This window comes from Proteinivorax tanatarense (assembly GCF_040267685.1).
GTDB lineage: Bacteria > Bacillota > Proteinivoracia > Proteinivoracales > Proteinivoracaceae > Proteinivorax > Proteinivorax tanatarense.
This window is the reverse complement of the sequence record NZ_CP158367.1, coordinates 2,943,194-2,966,689: the sequence shown is the minus strand read 5'-3', so window position 1 is coordinate 2,966,689 and position 23,496 is coordinate 2,943,194. Positions and strand designations below refer to the sequence as shown.

General features: G+C 35.8%; 26 protein-coding genes. 25 read left to right on the top strand and 1 reads right to left on the bottom strand.

All coding sequences use genetic code 11. From position 1 onward, the window contains the following. The first annotated feature begins 23 nt into the window (after positions 1-23). The 15 genes from prfA to PRVXT_RS14350 all read left to right on the top strand — a co-directional run bounded on the left by prfA (position 24) and on the right by PRVXT_RS14350 (position 12,633). Complete coding sequence (gene prfA, locus PRVXT_RS14420; RefSeq protein ID WP_350343560.1) at positions 24-1,094, top strand: peptide chain release factor 1; 1,071 nt, start codon at positions 24-26, stop codon at positions 1,092-1,094. After that, on the top strand, positions 1,095-1,958 hold the full coding sequence (gene prmC, locus PRVXT_RS14415) for a peptide chain release factor N(5)-glutamine methyltransferase (protein ID WP_350343559.1): 864 nt from the start codon (positions 1,095-1,097) through the stop codon (positions 1,956-1,958). A 129-nt stretch (positions 1,959-2,087) separates the two neighbouring features. Beyond that, positions 2,088-2,864, top strand: a complete 777-nt coding sequence (gene sigG, locus PRVXT_RS14410) for an RNA polymerase sporulation sigma factor SigG (RefSeq protein WP_350343558.1) — start codon at positions 2,088-2,090, stop codon at positions 2,862-2,864. Between the two features lie 12 nt (positions 2,865-2,876). Next, positions 2,877-3,479: a stage II sporulation protein R gene (spoIIR, locus tag PRVXT_RS14405; protein WP_350343557.1), complete on the top strand. Its 603-nt coding sequence runs from the start codon at positions 2,877-2,879 to the stop codon at positions 3,477-3,479. A gap of 113 nt (positions 3,480-3,592) precedes the next feature. Further along, the gene (locus PRVXT_RS14400) at positions 3,593-4,030 is read left to right on the top strand and encodes an RrF2 family transcriptional regulator (protein ID WP_350343556.1); all 438 of its coding nucleotides are present in this window, start codon (positions 3,593-3,595) and stop codon (positions 4,028-4,030) included. 69 nt (positions 4,031-4,099) lie between these two features. After that, a complete protein-coding gene (gene nifS / locus PRVXT_RS14395; protein WP_350343555.1) occupies positions 4,100-5,299 on the top strand; it encodes a cysteine desulfurase NifS in 1,200 nt (399 codons plus the stop codon). Beyond that, positions 5,281-5,649 carry a Fe-S cluster assembly scaffold protein NifU gene (nifU, locus tag PRVXT_RS14390; RefSeq protein ID WP_350343554.1) on the top strand — a complete coding sequence of 123 codons (369 nt, stop codon included), beginning with the start codon at positions 5,281-5,283 and terminating at the stop codon, positions 5,647-5,649. Before nifS ends, nifU begins: the two co-directional genes overlap by 19 nt. 186 nt (positions 5,650-5,835) lie before the next feature. Then, positions 5,836-6,912: a YedE family putative selenium transporter gene (yedE, locus tag PRVXT_RS14385; RefSeq protein WP_350343553.1), complete on the top strand. Its 1,077-nt coding sequence runs from the start codon at positions 5,836-5,838 to the stop codon at positions 6,910-6,912. After that, on the top strand, positions 6,893-7,096 hold the full coding sequence (locus tag PRVXT_RS14380; RefSeq protein WP_350343552.1) for a sulfurtransferase TusA family protein: 204 nt from the start codon (positions 6,893-6,895) through the stop codon (positions 7,094-7,096). The genes yedE and PRVXT_RS14380 overlap by 20 nt, the downstream gene beginning before the upstream one ends. Then, complete coding sequence (locus tag PRVXT_RS14375; protein ID WP_350343551.1) at positions 7,097-7,318, top strand: DUF3343 domain-containing protein; 222 nt, start codon at positions 7,097-7,099, stop codon at positions 7,316-7,318. It begins immediately after the preceding gene. Between the two features lie 169 nt (positions 7,319-7,487). Beyond that, entirely contained in the window at positions 7,488-9,089 is a 1,602-nt protein-coding gene (locus PRVXT_RS14370) for a Na/Pi cotransporter family protein (protein ID WP_350343550.1), read from the top strand. A 181-nt stretch (positions 9,090-9,270) separates the two neighbouring features. Next, positions 9,271-9,717, top strand: coding sequence for a Fur family transcriptional regulator (locus PRVXT_RS14365; protein WP_350343549.1), 447 nt, complete (start codon positions 9,271-9,273; stop codon positions 9,715-9,717). Then, positions 9,707-10,867, top strand: a complete 1,161-nt coding sequence (locus PRVXT_RS14360) for a YibE/F family protein (protein ID WP_350343548.1) — start codon at positions 9,707-9,709, stop codon at positions 10,865-10,867. The genes PRVXT_RS14365 and PRVXT_RS14360 overlap by 11 nt, the downstream gene beginning before the upstream one ends. Next, positions 10,867-11,907 carry an L-threonylcarbamoyladenylate synthase gene (locus PRVXT_RS14355; RefSeq protein WP_350343547.1) on the top strand — a complete coding sequence of 347 codons (1,041 nt, stop codon included), beginning with the start codon at positions 10,867-10,869 and terminating at the stop codon, positions 11,905-11,907. The genes PRVXT_RS14360 and PRVXT_RS14355 overlap by 1 nt, the downstream gene beginning before the upstream one ends. A 36-nt stretch (positions 11,908-11,943) precedes the next feature. Continuing rightward, a complete protein-coding gene (locus PRVXT_RS14350) occupies positions 11,944-12,633 on the top strand; it encodes a manganese efflux pump MntP (protein WP_350343546.1) in 690 nt (229 codons plus the stop codon). A 94-nt stretch (positions 12,634-12,727) separates the two neighbouring features. Here PRVXT_RS14350 and PRVXT_RS14345 read toward each other — a convergent pair whose 3' ends face one another. Beyond that, positions 12,728-14,131: a transposase gene (locus tag PRVXT_RS14345; RefSeq protein WP_350343545.1), complete on the bottom strand. Its 1,404-nt coding sequence runs from the start codon at positions 14,129-14,131 to the stop codon at positions 12,728-12,730. A gap of 165 nt (positions 14,132-14,296) precedes the next feature. Between PRVXT_RS14345 and PRVXT_RS14340 the strand changes: the two genes are divergently transcribed. The 10 genes from PRVXT_RS14340 to PRVXT_RS14295 all read left to right on the top strand — a co-directional run bounded on the left by PRVXT_RS14340 (position 14,297) and on the right by PRVXT_RS14295 (position 23,448). Further along, positions 14,297-14,746, top strand: a complete 450-nt coding sequence (locus PRVXT_RS14340; RefSeq protein WP_350343544.1) for a low molecular weight protein arginine phosphatase — start codon at positions 14,297-14,299, stop codon at positions 14,744-14,746. Positions 14,747-14,984: 238 nt separating this feature from the next. Further along, positions 14,985-17,123: a methyl-accepting chemotaxis protein gene (locus tag PRVXT_RS14335; RefSeq protein WP_350343543.1), complete on the top strand. Its 2,139-nt coding sequence runs from the start codon at positions 14,985-14,987 to the stop codon at positions 17,121-17,123. Positions 17,124-17,254: 131 nt separating this feature from the next. Next, on the top strand, positions 17,255-17,938 hold the full coding sequence (locus PRVXT_RS14330) for a hypothetical protein (RefSeq protein ID WP_350343542.1): 684 nt from the start codon (positions 17,255-17,257) through the stop codon (positions 17,936-17,938). Positions 17,939-17,966: 28 nt separating this feature from the next. Further along, positions 17,967-18,899 (top strand): hypothetical protein, encoded by a 933-nt coding sequence (locus tag PRVXT_RS14325; RefSeq protein WP_350343541.1) that lies wholly within the window; start codon positions 17,967-17,969, stop codon positions 18,897-18,899. A gap of 149 nt (positions 18,900-19,048) precedes the next feature. After that, positions 19,049-19,510, top strand: a complete 462-nt coding sequence (gene rpiB, locus PRVXT_RS14320; protein WP_434064301.1) for a ribose 5-phosphate isomerase B — start codon at positions 19,049-19,051, stop codon at positions 19,508-19,510. Then, positions 19,494-20,069 carry a TIGR01440 family protein gene (locus PRVXT_RS14315; protein ID WP_350343539.1) on the top strand — a complete coding sequence of 192 codons (576 nt, stop codon included), beginning with the start codon at positions 19,494-19,496 and terminating at the stop codon, positions 20,067-20,069. The genes rpiB and PRVXT_RS14315 overlap by 17 nt, the downstream gene beginning before the upstream one ends. 20 nt (positions 20,070-20,089) lie before the next feature. Further along, on the top strand, positions 20,090-21,322 hold the full coding sequence (gene glyA, locus PRVXT_RS14310; protein ID WP_350343538.1) for a serine hydroxymethyltransferase: 1,233 nt from the start codon (positions 20,090-20,092) through the stop codon (positions 21,320-21,322). Between the two features lie 42 nt (positions 21,323-21,364). Further along, on the top strand, positions 21,365-21,994 hold the full coding sequence (gene upp / locus PRVXT_RS14305; protein WP_350343537.1) for a uracil phosphoribosyltransferase: 630 nt from the start codon (positions 21,365-21,367) through the stop codon (positions 21,992-21,994). Continuing rightward, positions 21,981-22,442, top strand: a complete 462-nt coding sequence (locus PRVXT_RS14300; protein ID WP_350343536.1) for a deoxycytidylate deaminase — start codon at positions 21,981-21,983, stop codon at positions 22,440-22,442. Before upp ends, PRVXT_RS14300 begins: the two co-directional genes overlap by 14 nt. Before the next feature lie 70 nt (positions 22,443-22,512). Next, complete coding sequence (locus PRVXT_RS14295; RefSeq protein ID WP_350343535.1) at positions 22,513-23,448, top strand: lysylphosphatidylglycerol synthase transmembrane domain-containing protein; 936 nt, start codon at positions 22,513-22,515, stop codon at positions 23,446-23,448. Positions 23,449-23,496: the final 48 nt, after the last annotated feature.

The following is a 23,496-nucleotide window of genomic DNA, read 5'->3' as shown; positions in this document are numbered from 1 at the left end:
ACACATAAAATGAGGTGTATATAGTGTTAGAAAAATTACAGGCATTAGAAGAGCGCTTTTTAGAAATAGAAAAAAGCATTTCTGACCCAGAACTGGTAACAAAAGATCAGAAAAAATGGAAAGAATTAACTAAAGAGCATTCTGATCTACAAGGAACCATCGAAAAATATAAAGAATATAAAAAAGTTTGCCAATCCTATGAAGAGGCTCAGGAAATTATTTCTTCTCAGACAGATGATGATCTTGTTGAACTAGCTAAAGAAGAAATAAATGAGTTGGAGAATGATAAACTAAAGTTAGAAGAAGAGTTAAAAGTATTACTACTTCCAAAGGACCCTAATGATTCTAAAAACGTTATTGTTGAAATTAGAGGAAGTGCTGGCGGAGATGAAGCTGCTTTATTTGCAAACGATATTTTTAAAATGTACTGTCGTTATGCGGAGAGCAAAGGTTGGAAAACTGAAGTGTTAAACTCTCATTATAATGATATAGGTGGAATAAAGGAGATAACCTTTGTAATAGAAGGAGAAGGGGCGTATAGTCGTTTAAAGTACGAAAGTGGAGTGCATAGAGTGCAAAGAATCCCATCCACTGAATCCGGTGGCAGGATACACACGTCTACTATAACAGTAGCTGTACTACCAGAAGTGGAAGATGTAGATGTAGAAATTAATGCAAATGACCTTAGAGTGGATAGGTTTTGTTCTTCGGGGCCAGGTGGTCAAAGTGTTAATACCACACAGTCGGCAGTAAGGATAACTCATTTACCTACGGGGATCACTGTTTCTTGTCAAGATGAAAAGTCACAGCATAAAAATAAAGATAAAGCGATGCGCGTTTTACGAGCTAGGTTAGTTGAAAAATACGAAGAAGAACAAGCTAGCGAACTGGCCGATGAAAGAAAAAGTCAAGTCGGTACAGGAGACCGTAGTGAACGCATTCGCACCTATAACTTTCCACAAAGCAGGGTGACAGATCATCGAATTGGACTTACCCTACACAAGTTAGACGGCATATTAGCTGGAGAGTTAGATCAAATTGTTGAAGAACTGATTACTGCAGACCAACTAGAAAAAATGAAAAAGGTGGAATAAATGAAGGAGATTACTATTAAAGAAGCCCTAGTAAGGGCTTCAGCTTTGTTAAAAGAAAGCTCCATAGAGAATCCCTTTTTTGAAAGCCAATTACTTCTTAAACATGTATTAGAATGTAGACTAACTGACTTGATAGCTAAAGATAATAACTTTTTAACTAAAGATCAGTTGCTTCAATTTAAAGCAATGATTGATAAAAGGGCAAAACATTATCCTGTAGCTTATATTATTGGTTATAAAGAATTTATGGGTATTAAATTTAAAGTTACAAAAGATGTCTTAATTCCACGCCCAGATACAGAAGTCCTCATTGAATGGGCACTATCCAAACTTGAGTTAACTAATGGAATTAAAACCGTTGTAGACGTGGGAGCTGGGTCAGGGGCTATAGGACTGACAATAGCTAAATTGTGCGCCGATGTTAGAGTTCACGCCACAGAAATTTCTGAGAAGTCATTAAAAATTGCCCAAAACAACGCTGTAGATATAGGGGTAAAAAACAAAGTAACATTTTATAACGGAAGTTTACTAGAACCAATTATTAACAGAGAGATAAAAGCAGATATGATATTATCTAATTTGCCATATATACCTGAAGATGAATATGAATCACTTGGAAAAACTGTAAAAGAGTATGAACCTAAAAGTGCTCTAGTAGGTGGTGAAACGGGACTAGAAATTTACTCACAACTTTTATCTCAAGTTGGTAAAGTTTTAAGGTCAGAGGGAGTAATAGCTTTTGAGATTGGATATAACCAACAAAAAGCATCCCTAGAATTGTTGAAAGAGTGGGGGTTTAAAAACTCAGAAGTTCTTTATGATTTAGGTGGTCATCCTAGAGTTGTAGTTGGACAAAAAAAGTAAAAAGCTGTTGAGCAAAAGGCTCAACAGCTTTTTGCTTTTTTAATTAATTTTTGGGATATAGATTAAGGATAGAAAAAAGTGGCAATAATTATCAGTGAAGTGAGGTATAAAATTGAGGGGGCAAAAACAATGTATAGCAACAAAAAAGTCACATTAAGTGGAGTAGACACATATAACTTGCCAGTGTTAAGTGCAAAAAAAATGGATGCGTTATTTAGAGAACTGGCAAGTGGCAATGAAGCCGTCAGAGATGAGCTGGTAAGGGGCAATCTACGATTGGTTCTCAGTGTATTAAAACAGTTTAAAAACAGAGGAGAAAATTTAGATGACTTATTTCAAATTGGGTGCGTGGGACTTGTAAAGGCAATCGATAATTTTGACCCTAAGCTAGGGGTGAAATTTTCAACATATGCTGTACCGATGGTAATGGGAGAAATAAGAAGATACCTTCGGGATAATAACGCAATAAGAGTAAGTAGGTCTGTAAGGAAAATTGCCCATAAAGCACTCCAAAAAAAAGAACAGATGGCAAAAGAGTTAGAAAGAGAACCGACTATTAATGAGCTGTCCGATGCTTTAAAATTGCCATCGGAAGAAATAATTTTTGCTTTAGACGCCAATTATGAGCCTATATCATTAAGTGAGCCTGTCTACAATGATAGTTCTGACCCTGTTTCTATTGAAGAGCAGATAAGGGACGAAGAATGTGATAACACATGGCTGAAAAAAATATTACTAAGCGAAGCTTTAGAAAAGTTGTCACTTAGGGAGAAAGAAATCTTAATTAAGCGCTTTTTTGTTGGCAAGACTCAGGTAGAGGTAGCAAACCAAATAGGGATATCTCAAGCTCAGGTTTCTAGATTGGAAAAAGCTGCATTGGATTTTATTAAAGAATATATAGGATAGGGGACAAGAGTTATGGGTAAATTTGTTAGAGTTTTAACACTTACATTGGCAGTAGTACTAATTATTGTATCTAACTCTTATGGATATAATATAAAAAATGATGAAGTTATACGGCTGCATGTATTGGCGAATAGTAACTCTGCAGAGGACCAGTTTATAAAATATCAGGTTAGAGATGAAATAATAAAAAACTTTAGCTCTGAACTTGCTAATATAAATTGTCCTAAACAGCTAGAAGCATTTATTGAAAAAAACATAAAACAAATTACAAAAAAAGCAGATAATATTCTTAAAAAAAATGGTTTTAGCTATTCTGCTGAAGTCAGCACAGGAAAATTTAATTTTCCTTCTAGGATGTATCTTGACGAGGTTTACCCTGCAGGGGATTACCAAGCAGTAAAAGTTGAGTTAGGAGAAGGTGCTGGAGATAATTGGTGGTGTGTTATGTTTCCTCCGCTTTGTTTTGTAGGAGAAGCCAATTCTCCTCAAAATGAGGCGGAAAAAAAACAGACAACTTTAAAAGATAAAGACGAAAATAATGAAATTGAATATAGCATAAAAATTATAGATATTTTTAAGTCTTTATTGGGAAAGATTACTAATATTTCTTCTTAAACCTTTGACATAATATCGAAAAATAGTTATAATAAAACATAGTAAGACACTATGTTTTATTTTTTTTAGGATATTACCCGACTAAATCACTATGTTTTAAGGAGATGAAAAATTTGAGGTTATCTACTAAAGGGGAGTATGGAGTGCGAGCTATGGCGGTTTTGGCTTATGAATTCAAAAATGGTGCAACACCTCTTAGGGTAATAGCTGAAAGGGAGCACCTTTCGGAACTATACTTAGAACAGATATTTAGAGAGCTAAAGAAAGATGGTTTAGTAAATAGTGTACGAGGTCCGAAAGGTGGGTATATACTTTCAAAGTCTCCAGAGAATATTACTGTTGGAGATGTTGTAAGAGTGTTAGAAGGGCCTTTGGCTCCCGTAGAATGTGTGTCTGAAGAAGAAACTAAAGAGTTATGTTCTAAGGAATCTTGTTGTTTAACAAAGTTTGTATGGGCAAAGTTAAGGGATAGCATGTCAAAAGTGTTAGATGAAATAACTTTTGCTGATATAATCAAGGATTTAAGCAAGGTAGAGCTTGAAGTTGAATGACAACCTTCTGTTACTAACATAATAAAGTTATAAATATTTTTAATATAATTTTAAAAGGAGTGTTGAACAGTGAAAAGAGTTTACTTAGATCACGCTGCAACAACCCCGTTACACCCATCAATTTTAGATGTTATGTTGCCATTTTATAAAGAGTTATTTGGCAACCCTTCATCAGTACACAGTTTTGGAAGAGAAGTTAAAAAGCACGTTGATAAAGCCAGGAAACAGGTGGCTGAGTCAATTAACGCTGATCTTGATGAAGAAATTATTTTTACGTCTGGGGGAACTGAGGCAGATAACTTAGCAATTCTAGGAGTAGCTGCTGCGTTAAAAGAAAAAGGTAATCATATAATCACCTCTAGCGTTGAACACCATGCCTCCCTTGACACATGCGATGCCTTGGCTAAAGAAGGGTATAGAGTGACCCGCTTATCAGTAGATGAGCATGGCGTAATAGACTTAGAAGAATTAAAATCTGCAATAAGTAAAGATACTATACTGATAACCCTAATGCATGCAAATAACGAAGTAGGGACTGTCCAACCTATAGAAAAGGTATCTAAGATAGCTAAGGAACATGATATATATCTTCACACTGATGCAGTTCAATCCTTTGGGCAAATACCGGTGGATGTTAATCAATTAGGGGTAGACCTGCTAACTATTTCAGGACATAAGATCTATGGGCCAAAAGGTATTGGAGCTTTATATGTAAGAAAAGGAACTAAGTTGAAAAATCTGGCCCATGGAGGCGGACAAGAAAATAAAATAAGACCTGGCACTGAAAATGTAGCTGGGATAGTAGGTTTGGGTAAAGCTGCCGAGATGGCTTCCAACTCAGTAGATGAAATGCAGGAAGTTGAAAAGAAGAGAGATAGACTTATCGAAGGGTTATTAAAAATGGATGATGTAAAGTTAAATGGTCACCCAGAGAAGAGGCTACCTACCAATGTAAATGTGTCAATTGAGTATATTGAAGGCGAAGCTTTAATATTAAGCTTGGATATGGAAGGGATAGCAGCTTCTAGTGGATCTGCCTGTACTTCCGGGTCGTTAGATCCTTCTCATGTTCTTATGCATATGGGGTTGAGTCATCAAACGGCCCATGGATCGCTACGCTTAACACTAGGAAAAGGAACCACCGACGAAGATATTGATTATGTTTTGGATAGGGTTCCTAAGATTGTTGAAAGGTTAAGAAATATGTCACCGCTGTATGGAAAACAAATTAAAAAGGGGAGTGGATGTCCATGTACACAGAAAAAGTAATGGATCATTTTCAAAATCCAAGGAATGTAGGGGAAATAGAAGATGCTGACGGTGTAGGTGAAGTAGGAAATGTTAAATGTGGAGATATCATGAGAATATATTTAAAAGTTGAAGATAATGTTATTAAAGATATAAAATTCCGCACCTTTGGATGTGGCGCCGCTATCGCTACCAGTAGTGTGATTACTGAAATGGCGGTAGACAAAACTATCGACGAGGCTTTAGAATTAACAAACAAGCAAGTTGCTGAAGAATTAGGTGGGCTGCCACCAGTTAAGATGCATTGCTCAAACTTAGCGGCCGATGCGCTAAAGACAGCAATAGAAGACTACAAAAAAAATAATAAATAAGAACATTTTAAAAATGACGTCAATCACTTTTTGATTGACGTTATTTTTATTTGACAGGTAATATAGTAACCATATATACATGGTAGAGAATACCATATAAGGAAATTTTATATAGATATTAACAGGAGCTTATAAAAAATTGTCGAAGAATATATACGGATAAAAAACAAAAAGGATGTGAATTAGTTGAAAAAACTTCTGACAGTGGGAATCATAGTTGGATTTATAAGTGCTATTTTAACAAAGCTAGGCAACCCAGTTAACATGGGGTTTTGCATTGCTTGCTTTTTAAGGGATATTGCAGGGGGATTAAATATGCATCAGGCTGGTGTTGTGCAATACTTACGGCCTGAGATAGCAGGATTAGTATTAGGAGCTTTTATGATATCCCTTACGAAAAATGAGTTTAAGGTTGAATCCGGTTCTTCACCTTTACTAAGATTTTTTATAGCTATATTTATGATGGTAGGTGCAATGGTATTTTTAGGGTGTCCGCTAAGAATGGTATTAAGGATAGCGGGAGGAGACTTAAATGCCATTATTGGTTTGTTTGGTTTTATTTTTGGTATATACCTTGGGTTGAAAGCTTTAAAAGGAGGATTTTCATTAGGGAAAGCTACCAAGCAGCAAAATAAAACTAGTGGATACGTAATGCCGGCTTTTTTTGTTATGTTGCTAATATTTGTTGTTATAAAACCTGGATTTATAAACTTTAGTACAGAAGGTCCTGGTTCCGCTACGGCGCCTATTATAATAGCTTTAGGTGTAGGTATTTTAGTTGGGATGTTAGCACAGCGTTCAAGGCTTTGTATGGCAGGAGGAATTAGAGATGTAATTATGATTAAAGATTTTCATATGGTGTCAGGGTTTTTAGGAATTTTAATTGCGGCTTTTATAACCAACTTAGCCTTAGGAAACTTTAGTTTAGGATTCGCTGAACAAAATGTAGCACATACAGAACATATTTGGAATTTTTTAGGACTCACTCTAGTTGGCTTTTGTGCTATATTACTTGGTGGTTGTCCTTTGAGACAGTTAATATTAACGGGACAGGGCAACCTAGATGCTGCTTTTACAGTTTTAGGTATGATTGTAGGCGGGGCTGTTGTTCATAACTTTGAAACAGCGGCTAGTCCGGCAGGAGTTCCTATAAATGGGAAAATAGCATTGGTGATTAGTTTCCTTATATTAGCTGTTATAGTAGCTGCTCATAGTAAAAAAATTATGGTTAGGAGGAATAAGGATGTATCAATTGGACGTTAGAGGCTTAGATTGTCCACAACCACTTTTGGAGTTTAAAACTCAATATGAAACAGGTCAGGATTTTATAGCTATAGTAGATTCGCAAGTTGCAAAAGAAAATATACTTAGGTTCTGTAAAAATAATAAAATTAAGTATACAATAGAAGAGGAAGGAGAAGACATAATAATAAAGGTGGAATGCTAAGTGAAGAAAAAGCTCTTAATTACTTTTCCAACTACTTATGACAGTATAAAGGCTGAGGAAGTGCTTAAACAACATGATGTCTCTCTGAGAGTTAGGCCGGTGCCTAGAGAGATTAGTTCTGACTGTGGTCTCGCCATACAGTGTGAGCTAGACATCGAAGAGCAAGCCTTAAGATTTCTTAAAGAAAATGAGGTGGAAGTAGAAGGTATTCATTATATTTGATTGTTTTTTGAGGAAGTTGCTTAAACTATAGTTAAAGCACTTCCTTTTTACTTTGTAATTTTGTAACAAAAAGTTTACTTTATAGAGTTATAGATTTATTGACTACAGTTTAAAATGTGATAGTATGGATTATGGTATGAAAATCGAGTATGAATGGAGGCATAATGCCATGGAGACTTTCTTTGGAGCTATTGGCGGATTAGGGCTATTTGTTTTGGGGATGCAGCTAATGAGTGAAGGGTTACAACGGTCTGCAGGTAACAAATTGCGAAGAATATTGGAAGTGATGACAAGCAATAGATTTATTGCAACATTTACAGGTGCGTTATTAACAGTACTTGTACAAAGTAGCAGCACTACAACTGTAATGGTTGTAGGATTTGTTAATGCGGGACTTATGAACTTGACTCAAGCTGTTGGCACTATATTTGGTGCTAATGTAGGGACAACTGTAACTGCCCAACTAATATCTTTTCAAGCAATTGATGCCTTTGCCTTACCTATGATTGCTGTCGGTGTAGTGATGCACTACTTTGTCAAAAAAAGAATTTACCGTCACCTAGGCAAAGGTCTACTAGGTTTTGGAATTCTTCTTTTAGGTATGACTATCATGTCAGACTCTTTAAGAGTGTTAGAAAATTATCCTCCATTTTTAGATATGCTAAAAACGTTTGGTCAAAACCCACTGTTAGGCATGTTTGTTGGTGCGTTATTTACAATTGCAGTACAAAGTAGTAGTGCATCAACGGCAGTTATTATATCTATGACTCAAGCTGGAGTTTTAGAATTAGATAGTGCCTTAGCTTTGATTTTAGGTACTAATATAGGCACTTGCGTAACAGCAATGCTAGCGGCAATAGGGGCAAACTTAACTGCCAGAAGAGCCGCAGTATCCCATGTAATTTTTAATTTAATTGGGGCATTGATTTTCTTACTGATTTTACCATGGTTTACTGTTTTTATAGAATCAAATTGGGATACCGTGGCTAGGCAAACAGCGATGGCCCATACTATTTTTAATATTGCTAACACAATACTGTTTTTACCTTTTGTTAGCTGGTTTGTAATGTTGATTACCAGACTTGTTCCAGGAGAAGAATTAATCATTGAAAGAGGAATTAAATATATTGACAGAAGATTATTTAAAACCCCTTCACTAGCGTTAGGTGCTGGAGAGAAGGAAGTTGCCCGGATGGGAGAAATAGCCGGTACAATGTTAGAGGACTCCCTAAATATTTTATTTAAAAACCAGAAGGATTATTTAAAGGATGTTCAGCAAAGAGAGGAAGTTGTTGATGAATTGGAGCAGGAGATAGCTATATATCTTTCTGAGCTGTCCAACAAAGGACTTTCTGGAGTGGATGCTAAACGTTTAACTATGCTATTACATGCAATTAATGACATTGAAAGAATAGGTGACCATTCTGAAAATGTAGCGGACTTATGTATTCACAAAATAGAAGATGATTTGCCTTTTTCAGATCAAGCTAGAGAAGAAATTCAGAGTATGTTTGAGCAAGTGTCCGCAATTACCGATAAAGCTATGAGGGCATTTAAGGAAAATGATCACCAGTTAGCTAGAGAGGTTATTAAAGATGATGACTATATAGACGATTTAGAAAAGGAATTAAGGGATAGGCATATTCAAAGGATTAACAAAGGCAAGTGCTATCCTATGTCTGGGGTGGTTTATCTGGATATTTTAAGTAATATGGAGAGAATTGGGGATCATGCCACAAACATAGCTCAGGTAGTTCTAGGTGAGTTCTAGTTTAATAAGATTTTAAGGGTGCGCAGTTTTGCTGTACACCCTATTTTTTATATAATAAATGTGTTAAATTAAATAGTTAGGTATAAAATAACTATAATATAGAGTCACTTGTGCAATTTGTTTGACTTTATAAGTTGTGTAAACTATAATTTTTATAAGATTTAGTATAGGAGGTTATGACATGGGAATTTCACAAAGGGCGTATAGTCTATTAGAAAGTAGCGGCTATAAAATAACTAACCAAAGACAAACCATACTTGAAATAATATTAAAAAATAGGCAACAGCATATGAGCGCTGAGGAAATACATGAAAAAGCAAATAAGATAAACCCCGATATAGGACTAGCAACTGTTTACAGGGCCTTAGAGTTGTTTGAAGAACTAAAAATACTACATAAATTGAATTTTGGTGATGGGCGCAGTAGGTATGAGCTTTGGGAAGAAGAACATCATCATCATCATTTGATTTGCACATCATGTGATGGGGTCTATGAAGTTGCGGAAGATTTGTTAGAAGTTTTGGAGGATAGAATAGAACATAAATATAAATTTAATATTTCAGGCCATCAGCTAAAGTTTTATGGAATATGTCATCAGTGTCAGGAGGATTGTAGCAATGAATGTTAAGAGGATTTTTAGCTTTATAATATTGCTTGCTGTTCTAATATCTTTTCCTGTTTTTGCATTAGGATTTGATGGAGAAGAAGGTGTGCCCCAAGATGATATCCCCCCCTTTGACGATGAAGGTGTAGATGTGGAATTAGTAAGAGGAGAGATTTTGTATGCAAGCGACCCTGTAGAAGGTGAAGAGTACTGGGAGCAGGGGACTCAACAGTTGAGGGTAAAAATTACTCAAGGTGAATTTGAAGGACAGGAATTTGAACTTGAGCACATGCTTTTTGGAATCAACACCCTTGAGTTATCTGCTGGAGATAGGGTGATGGTCTATATTGAAACAGCAGATGGCGAAATTACTACAATAGGTGTTGATGAAATTATTAGAGATCATATTGTTTATATACTGATTGCTATTTTTGTTATCGCTCTATTAGCTATCGGTGGATTTAAAGGAATAAAAGCTCTAATTACATTAGTTTTAATGGGCCTTACAGTTATTTATATTATTTTACCTTTGATGATGGAAGGGTATAACCCTTTGTTGTTGACGGTTGCTTTTTCAGTTTTGGTATCTATTTTTACGTTGTTAATTATTGGTGGAGCCAACTCAAAAAGCTTTGCAGCAATTTTGGGTACTGCAGTAGGACTGTTATTATCTGGAATTTTAGCTTGGGTGTTTGCTAATGCGGCAAATTTGACAGGATACGTTTCTGAAGAAGCTCAGATGTTACAGTTTATCGAGGAAGGTGTGGATTTTGATGTAAGGGGAATTTTACTAGCGGGAATTATTATAGGAGCTTTAGGAGCTATTTTAGACGTAACTATGTCCATTGCTTCAGCAATTGAAGAAATTAAAATTGCTAATCCAAAGCTAAAGGCAGGGGAACTTTTTGCTGCTGGAATGAACGTGGGACGGGATATAATGGGCACTATGGTAAACACGTTAATCCTTGCTTACACGGGAAGTGCCTTGCCACTATTGTTGTTGTTTAAAGCTTATGAACAGCCCTTTGGAGCTATTATTAACTCTGATTTAATAGCAACAGAAATTGTAAGAGCATTGGTGGGAAGTTTAGGGCTAATTGTGGCTATACCTATTACTGCTTCTATAGCCGCGTTAATTCATCATAATAAAGGAGTAAGGAGTAAAAAGATTTAATGACTTATAATACTAATACAAAAATTCTAAAAAATAATAATCGCGACATAGGTTTTGCTGCTCAATCTCTCAAAGACGGCAAGACAGTGGTTTTCCCCACAGAAACGGTTTATGGATTGGGGGCACATGCTTTAGACACAAATGCTGTCGAAAAAATATTTAAAGCTAAAGGACGTCCTGCTGATAACCCTTTAATAATACATGTCCCTTGTATTAACTGGTTACGAAAACTAGCAGTTAATATACCTAAATGTGCTGATAAATTAGGTCATAATTTTTGGCCAGGCCCCTTAACCCTTATTCTTTTGGCAAACAAAGAAACAGTACCTAGCACAGTACGTGGTGGATTAGAAACCGTCGCTATTAGGATTCCTTCCCATTCAATTGCGAGAAGAATACTGGAAGAAGCTGATATACCAATAGCGGCTCCATCTGCCAATAGATCAGGAAGGCCTAGTCCTACAAGCTTTCATCATGCCTATAAAGACCTAAATGGCAGAGTTGACTGTATTGTTGATGGGGGAAGAACTGACATGGGTTTAGAATCCACCGTTTTAGATTTAACCTCCCCAAAGCCAGTTATTTTGCGACCTGGGCTTATAACTCAAAAGCAAATTAAGTCAGTGGTAGATGCTGAAGGACATAAAGAATATGTTGGGGGTAAAGTTTTATCACCAGGAACGAAATATAAGCATTATAGCCCTAGAGCGCCTATGACACTGTTTGTGGGTGAATACAGTAATGTAGTAAAGGTGCTTCAAAATAAAGTAAAACAGGAAAAAAATATAGGAAAAAAAATAGGGGTTTTAGCTTTTGAAGAGTATACCCACCATTTTAGAAATGTAGACAAGCTTATATCCATGGGGTCTTTAAATAGCACTTTAGATATAGCTGCTGGCTTATATAAAAATCTCCATGATATGGACTATAGTGATGTTGATGTGATTTTAGCTATGGGGTTAGGTGGAAAGGATGACTTATCCTACGCCGTTATGAATAGACTTCTAAAAGCGTGCGGACATAATATAGTTCAAGTTTGAATATATTATGCATGAAAAATATTTAGGAGGTAGGTTATGTCAAAAAGGATTTTTATATTTCACCTAACACCTAAGAAAATAATTCCCATAATAACCCCAATTATGATAGTTTCCCTTTTTTTAATAAGCAGAATAAATATTGAAGTTTTTACTGGCAGCAGCTCTTTTAACTGGGGAGAATTGTTGTCTTTGATTTTGATAGCTATGGCTCTTGGCACCGATGCCATAAGCTTATGTGTAGGAGTGGGCATGAAAAAGTTGCCTGCTAAAGAAATAATCAAAGTGAGTGTGGTTATCGGTCTTTTTCATATTTTTATGCCCCTTATTGGCCTATTTTTTGGACAGATTTTTGGGAGAATGTTAGGAGAGCTAGCCCAATATTTAGGTAGTATCATAATAGTGTTGATTGGAGCTAATATGATATATGAGTCTTTAAAAGAGGATAAAGAGGATGACAGCGATAAATGCTCTAATAATAACTTGACAGGGTTGTCATTGTTGATGCTGGCTTTAGGAGTTAGCTTAGATGCTCTTTCTGTAGGTTTTAGCTTGGGGACTTTAGGGTTTTCAACCCTAGTAGTAGTTTTAACTTTCGGTTTTTTTGGCGGCGTCATGTCCGCTATTGGGCTTATCTTTGGAAAGTACATAGGTGCTGTAATGGGAAACAATGCTGAAAAAATAGGAGGTTTTGTATTAATTGGCTTAGGAATAAAGATTATTTTCTAGGTAATTGCAAAATGCGTTAATTAAAAAAGAATAGAGCAACCGAAAATATGTAAAAATGTATTTTTAAGAAGAATCAGGTGCGAAAATAAGCAGTCTATGCTACAAGGTTTTTAATTGACATAGGTGCTGATGTGTTGTTCGCTCTATGCAGAACAGTTAACGCAGTAAGCTGCGTAATAGCCGCTAATAATATATCAGCTTTTAAAGTCTTGGTATTATAAAGCTTAGAGGATCTAAGAGACATAGAGTGTTTAAGCTGGGCAATAGCTCTTTCACATATTGTTCTAACCTTATATAAGTTACTCCATTTCTCAGAGTCTCTGGGGATAGCACAATTAAGTCTATAGTTTTTGTGTATAGGCACATAAGTTACACGACCATAAGAGGAAGAAGTACAAGGGTTTTGACAATCTAAAGTGCTTTTTTGCTTACCATTTACTCTTTTTTTTTTAGATTTAGGACACTTAAATTTAACCCTATCAGCCCTTCCTTTTTCTCTGGCAACACCATCATAATTCATTTTTAATGAACTATCGTGAGGGCATGTAGGGGTGCCATCATCTGTAAAGCCTGAAGATGGCAAGTCAGATTTACGCCTTTGGTTTAAAGGAATAATTGGGATCATATTCTTATCGCAATAAAGATAGCGATAATTATCGTAAGAGTCAAAACCAGCATCTCCAAGAAAGTACTTGTACTTTAAAAGAGGGTGCTTTTTGAAAAAGTTTTCTAAAACGGGAATAAGAGTTTTAGAATCATACTCATCTTTTAATTCAGGAGAAATGGTTTCTAAGTCTAAATCATAAAAATCTATATGTCTAACAATGCCAAGCCCGTTAGTAACAACGTTTGTTTTAAGATAATAGCCAAAGTGTCCGTTTAAATGAGATAGCTTAAACTCGTTATTAGCAGACGCCATTTTAGGCATCTTACTTGCGGCAAGAGAATGAGGGTTAACAGAGTTTTCAATTTTAGCATACTTTTTTGCACTGGTTAGAAGCGTTTCATAAAACTTAGGGTTATTTTCTTTAACAAAGGCCTCAAACCCCGTGGTATCAGAGATTAAGATGTCAGCTAGATCATCATTGATATCATGACATAAAGCCTCAGTATCATCCACTAAATTATGAAACATCTGCTCAATGTGTGGTAGAAAATTCTGTTTAAAACGAGTGAATTGAGCTGGATCAGGCAACTTATCGTCAAACCCACAAAAATCTCTTAACTCTTTGGAAAGAGCTAGAATGTTTAGAAGAGTTTTAGTGTGGGGTAATGAGAGAATCTTTTGCAAGATTAAAGCAGATATCATAGACGACAAAGAATAGTCTCTATTTCTACCTAACGATGAATAGTAAGCATCATAAAACGAAGCCGGGATGATTTCATCCACTTCTAAGAAATCGCTAAATAGCTCAATTAAGGTAGGTTGCTTAGATTTTAACAGCTCATCAAATTCTTGGTTAAAGTTAGCAAAAGAAATTTGTTCGTATTTTTTCATTGGATATTCCTCCTTTCATGTAATCAAATGCGTATTTTGATTACTATATAATTTGATAAAAAGTGGGGGGATTCCTTTGAGATTATTAATATAAAAGCTTTTATATCAGGCATTGTGAAGTTTTGCAATCGCCTAAGATTATTTTCTTTTAGGAGGGGTAGTATAATGATTTTACTTGTGTGTACTGGGAATACGTGTCGCAGTCCTCTTGCTGCTGCTTATCTTGATTCTATAACTGGCGAAGATGTTCAGGTGCTATCTGCAGGTCTAATGGCTTTTGATGATATGCCTGCTTCTGAATACTCAAAAAAAGTGGCGGAAGAGGCAGGCCTTGATATAAGCAAACATAAATCTAAACAGGTGACACAAAATTTAGTTAAAAGTGCTGGCTTAATTTTAACAATGACTAAAGCTCATAAAAATACCCTGCTTAACACATTTCCAGAAAGTAAGGGAAAGGTTTATACCTTAAAGGAACATAGTATGTTGTACAATAAAGATAAAAGGACGTCAAAGAGCTATGATATTACTGATCCTTTTGGTCGAACAAAGGAAGAATACATGGAATGTTTTCAAGAAATAAAAGAGAGCTTACAGCACTTGGGAAAAAAATAACAAAAAATAAGGCTGCTATAGCAGCCTTATTTTTTGTTGTCTAGCTCAGAAAATGCAAGCTGGTAAAGGTGCTTTCTATTAAGGTATTGGGTCTAAATACTTAAAAGAAATAATAATTTTTAATAAAAAATAAAAGGGAAAAATGTCGGAAATATCGAATAAATACTAAGTAGTGCGCAGAATAATAGATATTTTTACCATAGTTTGATTTAAATATAGGTGTGGGAGGGCATTAAAATTGTCAAAAAATTTTTTATCTAAGATAAAAAGCAAATTAAAGACTAATAAAGAAGTTTTAGCAGCAAAACTGTCAACTAAGCAAAACAGTAAATCACAAGGGAAAACTGCTTCTCCTAAAGAAAAAAAATCTAACAAGCTTGACTTTAGGGGAATTATGACAAAAGCTAAGGACTTTCGACTTTTTAAAGGTTTAAACCTAAAGGTGCTGTCTTTAAGCGTAGGATGTTTAATGTTGGTTTTAGCAGTAATAATGATCTTTATTTTGCCACAAGTAGAAGATAGTATCATGGAGCAACATAGGGAAAATACTTTGCTGTTGTCACAAAGGCTTGCTGCTAATATGGATGACTATATATCTGATATATATGATCTTACTACAGACCTTAGTGAACTTCCGGTTCTAAGGAGTAATAATATTAGCGAAGCGAGGACTTATTTTACAAACTATACACTAAGGAACGATAAAATTAACGGAGTAACTTATTTCGATAGTGATGGAGAAAATCAGTTTGAGTTTCGAATAGGAGAAGTTGAGCTTGAAGAAGGCCTTGAAACGGCTTTAGAAGGAGAAATATATGACACCGGTTTTATTTTAGATGAGAATAATAATCCTATTGTATTACATATGGTTCCTGTTTATGCCCATGGTAGCTCCACTACAATAGCAGGGGTGTTGGGGATTGAGTACAATTTAAGACAGACATGGAGTCAAACTCAAGATTATCGAGTTGGTGAAACTGGAGGGGCTATGATTGCTGACAGCAATGGTTATGTAGTTGCTCATAGATATAACGCCAATGTATATGAAAACTTAAATGTTAAAGATATGCTTCCATGGTCAGAAATGGAGGAACAACTAGATGGACATGTGGCTTATATCGATGATGGAACCGAGTATATAGGAGCCCATGCCCATGTACCTACATCGGACTGGACAGTAGTGGTGTATCAGTCAGAGGCAGAAGCATTGGCAACAGCTTCTATTTTAAGAAGTATGGTAATAACTATTATAGGAATTACCTCTTTATTGGTTATTGTTATATCAAGCATTTTTGTCACCGTGACTTTTAGACCTTTAGGACAGTTAGAAAGAGCAGCTAGTGAAATTGCTTCTGGAGACCTAACTAAAGAAATCAATATTAAAAAAAGTAATGATGAAATTGGACAACTAACTACGGCATTTGAGTTTATGTTAAAGTCCTTAAAAGAGTTATTGAAAAATACTGTGCAATCTTCTAAAGACACAGAAAAAACTGCCGATGAACTGGCCATAGCTGCCAATGAAGCGGCAAGTGCAGCCCAGCAGGTTTCTACTACTATGGAAGAAGTGTCTACAGGTGCTGAGAATCAAGCTACTGCTAGTCAAACTGTTTTAGAAAAAATTATAGCAGTTCAGGAAATTGCAAAAGATATTGCGGAAAAAAGTAAAGGTGCTATAGAAGTTAATGTGAAAATGGTGGATACTGTTGAGCAAAATGGTATGGTTTTAGAAGAACTTATTGTTGGTTTAAAGGATATTGCTAGCGGAAATGTTCAAGTGGCAGATGATATAACAAACTTAGAAAAAGAGACCCAAAAGATAGGTGAGATTATTACAGTTGTTACTGACATAGCAGCTCAGACCAACCTTTTGGCGCTAAATGCAGCAATAGAGGCAGCTAGAGCAGGTGAACATGGTCGTGGGTTTGCAGTAGTAGCTGACGAAGTTCGCAAGCTTTCTACAGAAACAACAAAAGCTGCAGATCAAATCAAAGGAATTGTAGGCCAAGTTCAACAAAAAGTTTCTACAACATCTGATTTGGTTAACTCTCAATCAGAAAATGCACAACAGCAATTAGATATGGTTGACAGCTCTCAACAAGGACTAAAAGAGATTGTCTCAGTAGCAAATCAAACATTAGAAGTAATAAAAACCATTGATAAATCCGCATCAAGTCAGGTGGAGGATGTTAAAGCTGCTGTTGCTGAGTCAGAAACCGTTGCAGAGATTTCCGAAGAAACATCAGCTTCGAGTCAAGAAGTAGCGGCAACTACAGAAGAACAAACTGCCAGTTTGGAGCAAATTACAGCGGCTACAGACAATTTAAGTGAGATGGCTGCTAAGCTAAATAAATATGTGAGTAAATTTAAAGTATGATAAAAAACTCCCTTAAAGGGAGTTTTTTATTGATGAGACTTAAGTCCTTAATTAACAGAAAATTGTTTAAAAAAGAGTCGATATATGGTAATATATAACTATAAATTTAATTTTGTATCAGGGGTGATAATATGAACGTTCAGTTAGACTATAGTTCGGACTATATCAAAATAAATAAAATAAGCATAATTGGTGAACTTAGCAAATATGCTCCTGAGAATGGAGAAATGAGTAAAAAGGGGGATAATTGGACACTTGCTATAGATCTTCCACCAGGAGAATATAAGTATAGATTTTTGGTAAACGATAACTTAAGCATCAACGATCCAAAAGCGAATATATATGCTCCAGATGAAGAGGACAAGCTATGGTCTGTGTTAGTTATAAACAATGATAAAAAAAGGTTATACAATAACCAGCAATATAGCGTTCACTTACAGTCGTACGGAGTAAGTTCTGTATTAACAAAGGAAGAAATAAATAAAAGCAAAAAAGAATATAACGCATATCTAGATGAGAAAATTGTAACTAGATTTGAGTTTACAAATATAACGGGTATACATGTAGTCACAGTAGCTTGGTACAATCCCGTTGGAGAGCTTTTCCAATATGATGAAAACAACCTTTTTAAAGGAGATAAAGATGAAGTTAGATTATGGTTCTGGTTAGACTTAAAATCAAAAAGAAATGAAATAGTCCCAGGAAGTTGGAAGATGAAACTTTTTGTAAACGGAGCTTTTGTTTTGGAAGATAAGTTTACTATATTAAAAGAAAATTCTTATTCATATTTAGCAAAACAAAAACAAAGATTGTAGCTTTTTATTAAACTAGGAGGGGATGTATATGTTAACAATTAGTAGTAATATAAGGAGTTCTGCTTCTGTAAGTAACAATGTTGCTTTAAAGGAGCCACAGATTAAAGAGCAACAAACACATTCACAGCCCAGAAACTCAGTTTCTGCTCAGTCAAAAGGAGAGGAAACTAAAGTAGAACAAACAAGAAATACTAGATCTACTCTAGGCTCAATTAAATCTTTTTATAATAGAGTTCAAGATAGGGTAAGTTCCGTTGCTGATACAGTAAGGAGAGTCGGTGAGCGTGTGACAACTGTAGCTCAAGGTGTAAAAGATACCGTTACCAGTGTTGCAGATATTACCAAAAGAACTTATAATGATGTCAGAGAGATTGTAGGTAGCTCAGTACAAAAAAGCAGAGATAGGATAAGCGAGGCAAGAACAGCGTTGTCTAACACAGTAAGTGACATAAAAAACTCTGGAGCTGAAATTAGAAAAACAGCAAATGAAATGATAACATCTGCTACAGAAGTTGTTAAGAGTGTCGGTAAAACAGCAATATCTGTTGGAAGAGGTGTTGTGGCAACTGGTGCCTCAGTAGCAAGGACAGCAGGATCAATGGGCAATGTTTTGCGTAGTTCTTCTAGCATAGATAGGGTCAGGGCGGTTTCCGCTGTACAAACAGGAATAAAAGAAATCAAAGAATCGGCCCATACAATTTCTGACAGCTTAACAACGGGAAGAGATATTATTAGAAGTGAATATCAAAGCATGATGGATAATATTAAAGTTATTAACAGTAACGTAGCTGACATAAAAGATGGAGTTGTAACTTTGGCACAAGAAGTAAAAGGCACAGTTTCTTTTGTTAGAAGTGAGGTTTCTAATACCAGTAGGGAAGTAGTGGAGAGGGTTAGTGCTGGGGCTTCTGACGTAAATGATGTAGTTTTTCAACGAGAGCATCGACCTGTATTTGCATAGTAGGATTGGGGGCGGGATTCCGCCCCCTTTTTTAGAGTTAAATTATACGAGTTACTATTAAAAACAGGATATAATTGGCTTTGTGTAGAATAGATAAATTTAGGCAAAATAATAATAGCTAATTAGATTTGGATATAACAATAACGTAAATGGAGGGATTTATTTTGAGAATTGGTTTGGCTAGCGATCATGGTGGTTATAGTTTAAAAAATGAACTAAAAGAATTTATAGAAAAAGAGCTTAACCATGATGTTAAAGACTTCGGAACTTATGGGCTGGAAAGTGTGGATTATCCTGAATATGCAAAGTTGGCTGCTGAAGCTGTAAAAAATAAAGAGTGTGATTATGCTATTTTAGTATGTGGAACTGGGATAGGCATAAGCATAGCTGCCAATAAAGTGAAGGGGATTAGGGCAGCTAATTGTCATGATTGTTTTTCAGCAGAAGCTACAAGGCTTCATAATGACGCCAATGTATTAACTTTAGGCGAAAGAGTTGTAGGTCAAGGTTTAGCTAAGAAGATTGTTTCTACTTTTTTAAATACAGAATTTGAAGGTGGGAGACACACAAATAGAATAAAACAAATTAGTGAGATTGAAAATAAGAGTTAGCATGCTTAGGATAGGTGGTGATATTATCTATTATCAACAAGTTACAGCTGCACTAGATGAACTACAGGAAAAGATAAATTTATCCTCTAAAGAACTTATGGTTATAGGTTGTAGCACCAGTGAAGTAATGGGAAAGCATATAGGCAAAGCTTCTAACTGGAAAGTAGCTTCTGAGATTTTAGAGGGTTTATTAAATTTTAAAGAAAAGCATAAGATTCACTTAGCTATACAGTGTTGCGAACATTTAAACAGGGCTTTGATTGTTGAAAGGGGAGTTTGTAGTTTATATAATCTTGATCAGGTTACAGTAATGCCTCATCGCAAAGCTGGAGGGGCATTGGCTGAGCATGCCATGGAAAGTTTTCAGGATCCAGTTGTGGTAGAAGAGCTTAGACAACAAGCTAAAGCGGCGATTGATATTGGCAGTACTATTATAGGAATGCACTTAAAACCAGTAGTTGTTCCTGTAAGATTAAATAATAATAAAGTTGGCGCAGCGTCAGTAATAGCAGCCAACACTCGTCCAAAACTAATAGGAGGAGAAAGGGCAAAATATTAACTAAGAGGGGAGTTTTTAAAATGGAAAACTTAAAAAAAGTTGATTCACAAATTTATGATGCAATAAACAGTGAGCTAGACAGGCAGCAACAAAACATTGAACTTATAGCGTCGGAAAATTTTGTTAGTGAGGCTGTAATGGAGGCTCAGGGTTCGGTATTAACCAACAAATATGCTGAAGGATATCCAAACAGAAGATATTACGGCGGATGTGAACATGTTGATGTAGCAGAAAAACTGGCACGGAAAAGAGCAAAAGAACTGTTTGGAGCTGAACACGCAAATGTTCAACCACATTCAGGAGCATCAGCTAACCTGGCGGTTTATACAGCTGTACTTAAGCCAGGGGATGATGTTTTAGGGATGGACTTATCCCATGGAGGACACTTGACCCATGGGAGTCCTGTAAATATTTCTGGACTTTATTATAATTTTCATCCCTATGGTGTTAATAAAGAAACTCAAAGAGTTGATTATGAAGAAATAAGACAAAGAGCCCATGAAGTAAAACCAAAGTTAATTGTAGCCGGAGCCAGTGCATATCCCCACACCTTGGATTTTTCTAAATTTGGTGAAATAGCTAAAGAAGTTGGAGCTTATTTAATGGTTGATATGGCTCATATAGCTGGCCTTATAGCTACTGATCTTCATCCTAGCCCAGTTCCATATGCCGATTTTGTGACTACAACTACACATAAAACCTTACGGGGACCTCGTGGAGGTATGATCCTTTGTAAAAAAGAACATAAAAAAATGATTGACAAGTCAATATTCCCAGGGCTTCAAGGCGGTCCTTTGATGCATGTCATTGCCGCGAAAGCAGTAGCATTCAAAGAAGCTATGGAACCAAGCTTCGTAGATTATTCTAAAAAGGTAGTTGAAAATGCTAAAGCTTTAGCTGATGGATTAATGGCAGAAGGTATAGATTTAGTGGGCAGTGGAACTGACACCCACAAAATGTTACTTGACTTGAGAAGTCTTAAAATAACAGGAAAAGAGGCAGAGAAAGCTTTAGATGAGGTTGGTATTACAGTAAATAAAAACACTATCCCCTTTGATCCTGAAAGTCCTTTTGTTACAAGTGGAGTTAGAATAGGCACCCCTGCTGTTACAACTAGGGGATTTGGTGTTGAAGAAATGAGAAAGATTAGTGAGTTTATTTATACTACCTTAACTAACCACGAAGATCAAAAAGTAAAAGAAAATGTAAAAAAAGAAGTAGTAGCCCTTTGCAAGAAGCATCCTTTATATTAAAATAATAAGGATGGAAAAAGATCTTGGGAGGTAATTATAAGAATGAGCAAAGTAACAGTTATGGAACATCCACTTATTCAGCACAAGCTAACTTTTATACGCGACAAAAATACGGGTTCTAAAGAGTTTAGAGAACTAGTAGAAGAACTTTCCCTGTTATTGGCATATGAAGTAACGAGGAACTTACCCCTTAATGAAGTAGAGGTAGAAACTCCAGTATGTTGGACTAAAACAAAGCAACTTTCGGGAAAAAAAATGGGTGTGATTCCAATACTTCGAGCGGGGTTAGGCATGGTAGATGGTATACTTAAGTTAATCCCCGCTGCAAAGGTAGGGCACGTGGGAGTATATAGAGATCCAAAGACCTTAAAACCCGTTGAATATTACTGCAAACTACCGTCTGATATTGAAGAAAGAGAATTAATAGTAGTAGATCCTATGCTAGCTACTGGTGGCTCAGCCATTGCTGCCATAGAGTTTTTAAAAGATAAAGGTGGTAAAAATATTAAGTTTATGTGCTTAGTAGCTGCCCCTGAAGGAGTAGAAGCAGTGCAGAAAGAACACCCGGATGTTGAAATCTATGTGGCGTCAATTGATAACGAACTAAATGAAAAGGGGTACATTGTGCCTGGATTAGGGGATGCTGGTGACAGGCTTTATGGGACAAAATAAAATGAAAAGGCCTTCATGGGATCAGTATTTTTTAGAAATAACTAAGGTGGTAGCCCAAAGGTCTACTTGTTTGCGAAGGCAAGTGGGATGCACCCTAGTTAAGGATAAACGCATTCTTACAAGTGGTTACAATGGAGCACCGACGGGAATGGACCATTGTGCTAAAGCAGGGTGCATAAGAGAAAAATTAAATGTTCCTTCTGGCGAAAGGCATGAACTTTGTCGTGGGGTACATGCAGAACAAAATGCTATTGTTCAAGGTGCTCTACATGGTATAACTGTTAAAGGTTCTACCCTTTATGTTACTACGCAGCCTTGTGTTCAATGTGCAAAAATAATTGCAAACGCAGGAATCAAGCGGGTGGTTTTTATCGGGGATTATCCTGATGAATTAAGTATTAACATTTTAACTGAAGCAAAAATTGAGCTGGAACAATATAAAAAATAAACATCTAAAAAATCATTATTATTCGATATGAGCAATATCGTTTAATAATGATTTTTTTTGGAGGGTGTTTATGGAAAATAGAAGAAAGTGGGTAATTATTTCCGTAGCTATTGGAATTATAGTTAATGGGGTAATACTATATAGGTACTTTGACGAATCCACCTTTCATAGCTTAGCTAGGATTGACAAAAGTTTAATTTTAGTTTTATTTTTGGTAGCGTTGACGGGAGTCCTCTTGGAAAGCATGAGAATTAAATTGTTGACATCCCAGCTGCAAATAAATTTAAGTTTATCAGATGGTGCAAAAATCCATCTAATAACTGCTTTTGGAGGTTATTCTACACCGATGAACGCAGGGGACGCCCCCATTTTTATGTTTTGGGGATTATGTAAAAAAATAAAGATAAACAAGTGGTTTTCTATTTTGATGATAAAAAATTTTCTTACCAAGCTAGCCTTTCTTTCTTTCTTTGTTACATCCATCCTGTTATGCAACTTTACTGATACAGATGTTATTGGTCAGGTGATATTTAAAATAGCAGCTATAAGTATAATACCTTCAACAATCTTCTCTATAATAGTGATATATAACTTTAAATTTGTGGAAAAAGTTCTTTGCTTAATGCCTAAAAAGATAAAAGACAAATGGGGCAATAATAGTTCATTAACGATGAAAAAAGCTATGACTCACAAGGTTTGGATAGCCTATATTTTTACTGTTCTGTATTGGCTGGTGTATTTTTGCCCTCCTTTAATTATAGCTATAAAGATGGATTTACAAATTAACCTTTTGCAACTGTATATAAAGCAATTTTTAATTTATACTACCTTACCATTTTCGCCCATGCCTGGAGGAAGCGGGGTGGTGGAACTAATATACTTAAGCCTTTTTAAGAATCATGTTCCTGCAGGAGAGTTAGTTGTTTTTATTCTGCTGTGTAGAATGGTGACATACTATGTTCCCTTGATAGTGGGGGGAGTTATAGCAACTAAAGAACTAAAATGATTTAGAAGGATTTTCTTTAAGAGATGGAGAAGTAAGTATCTTAACAAA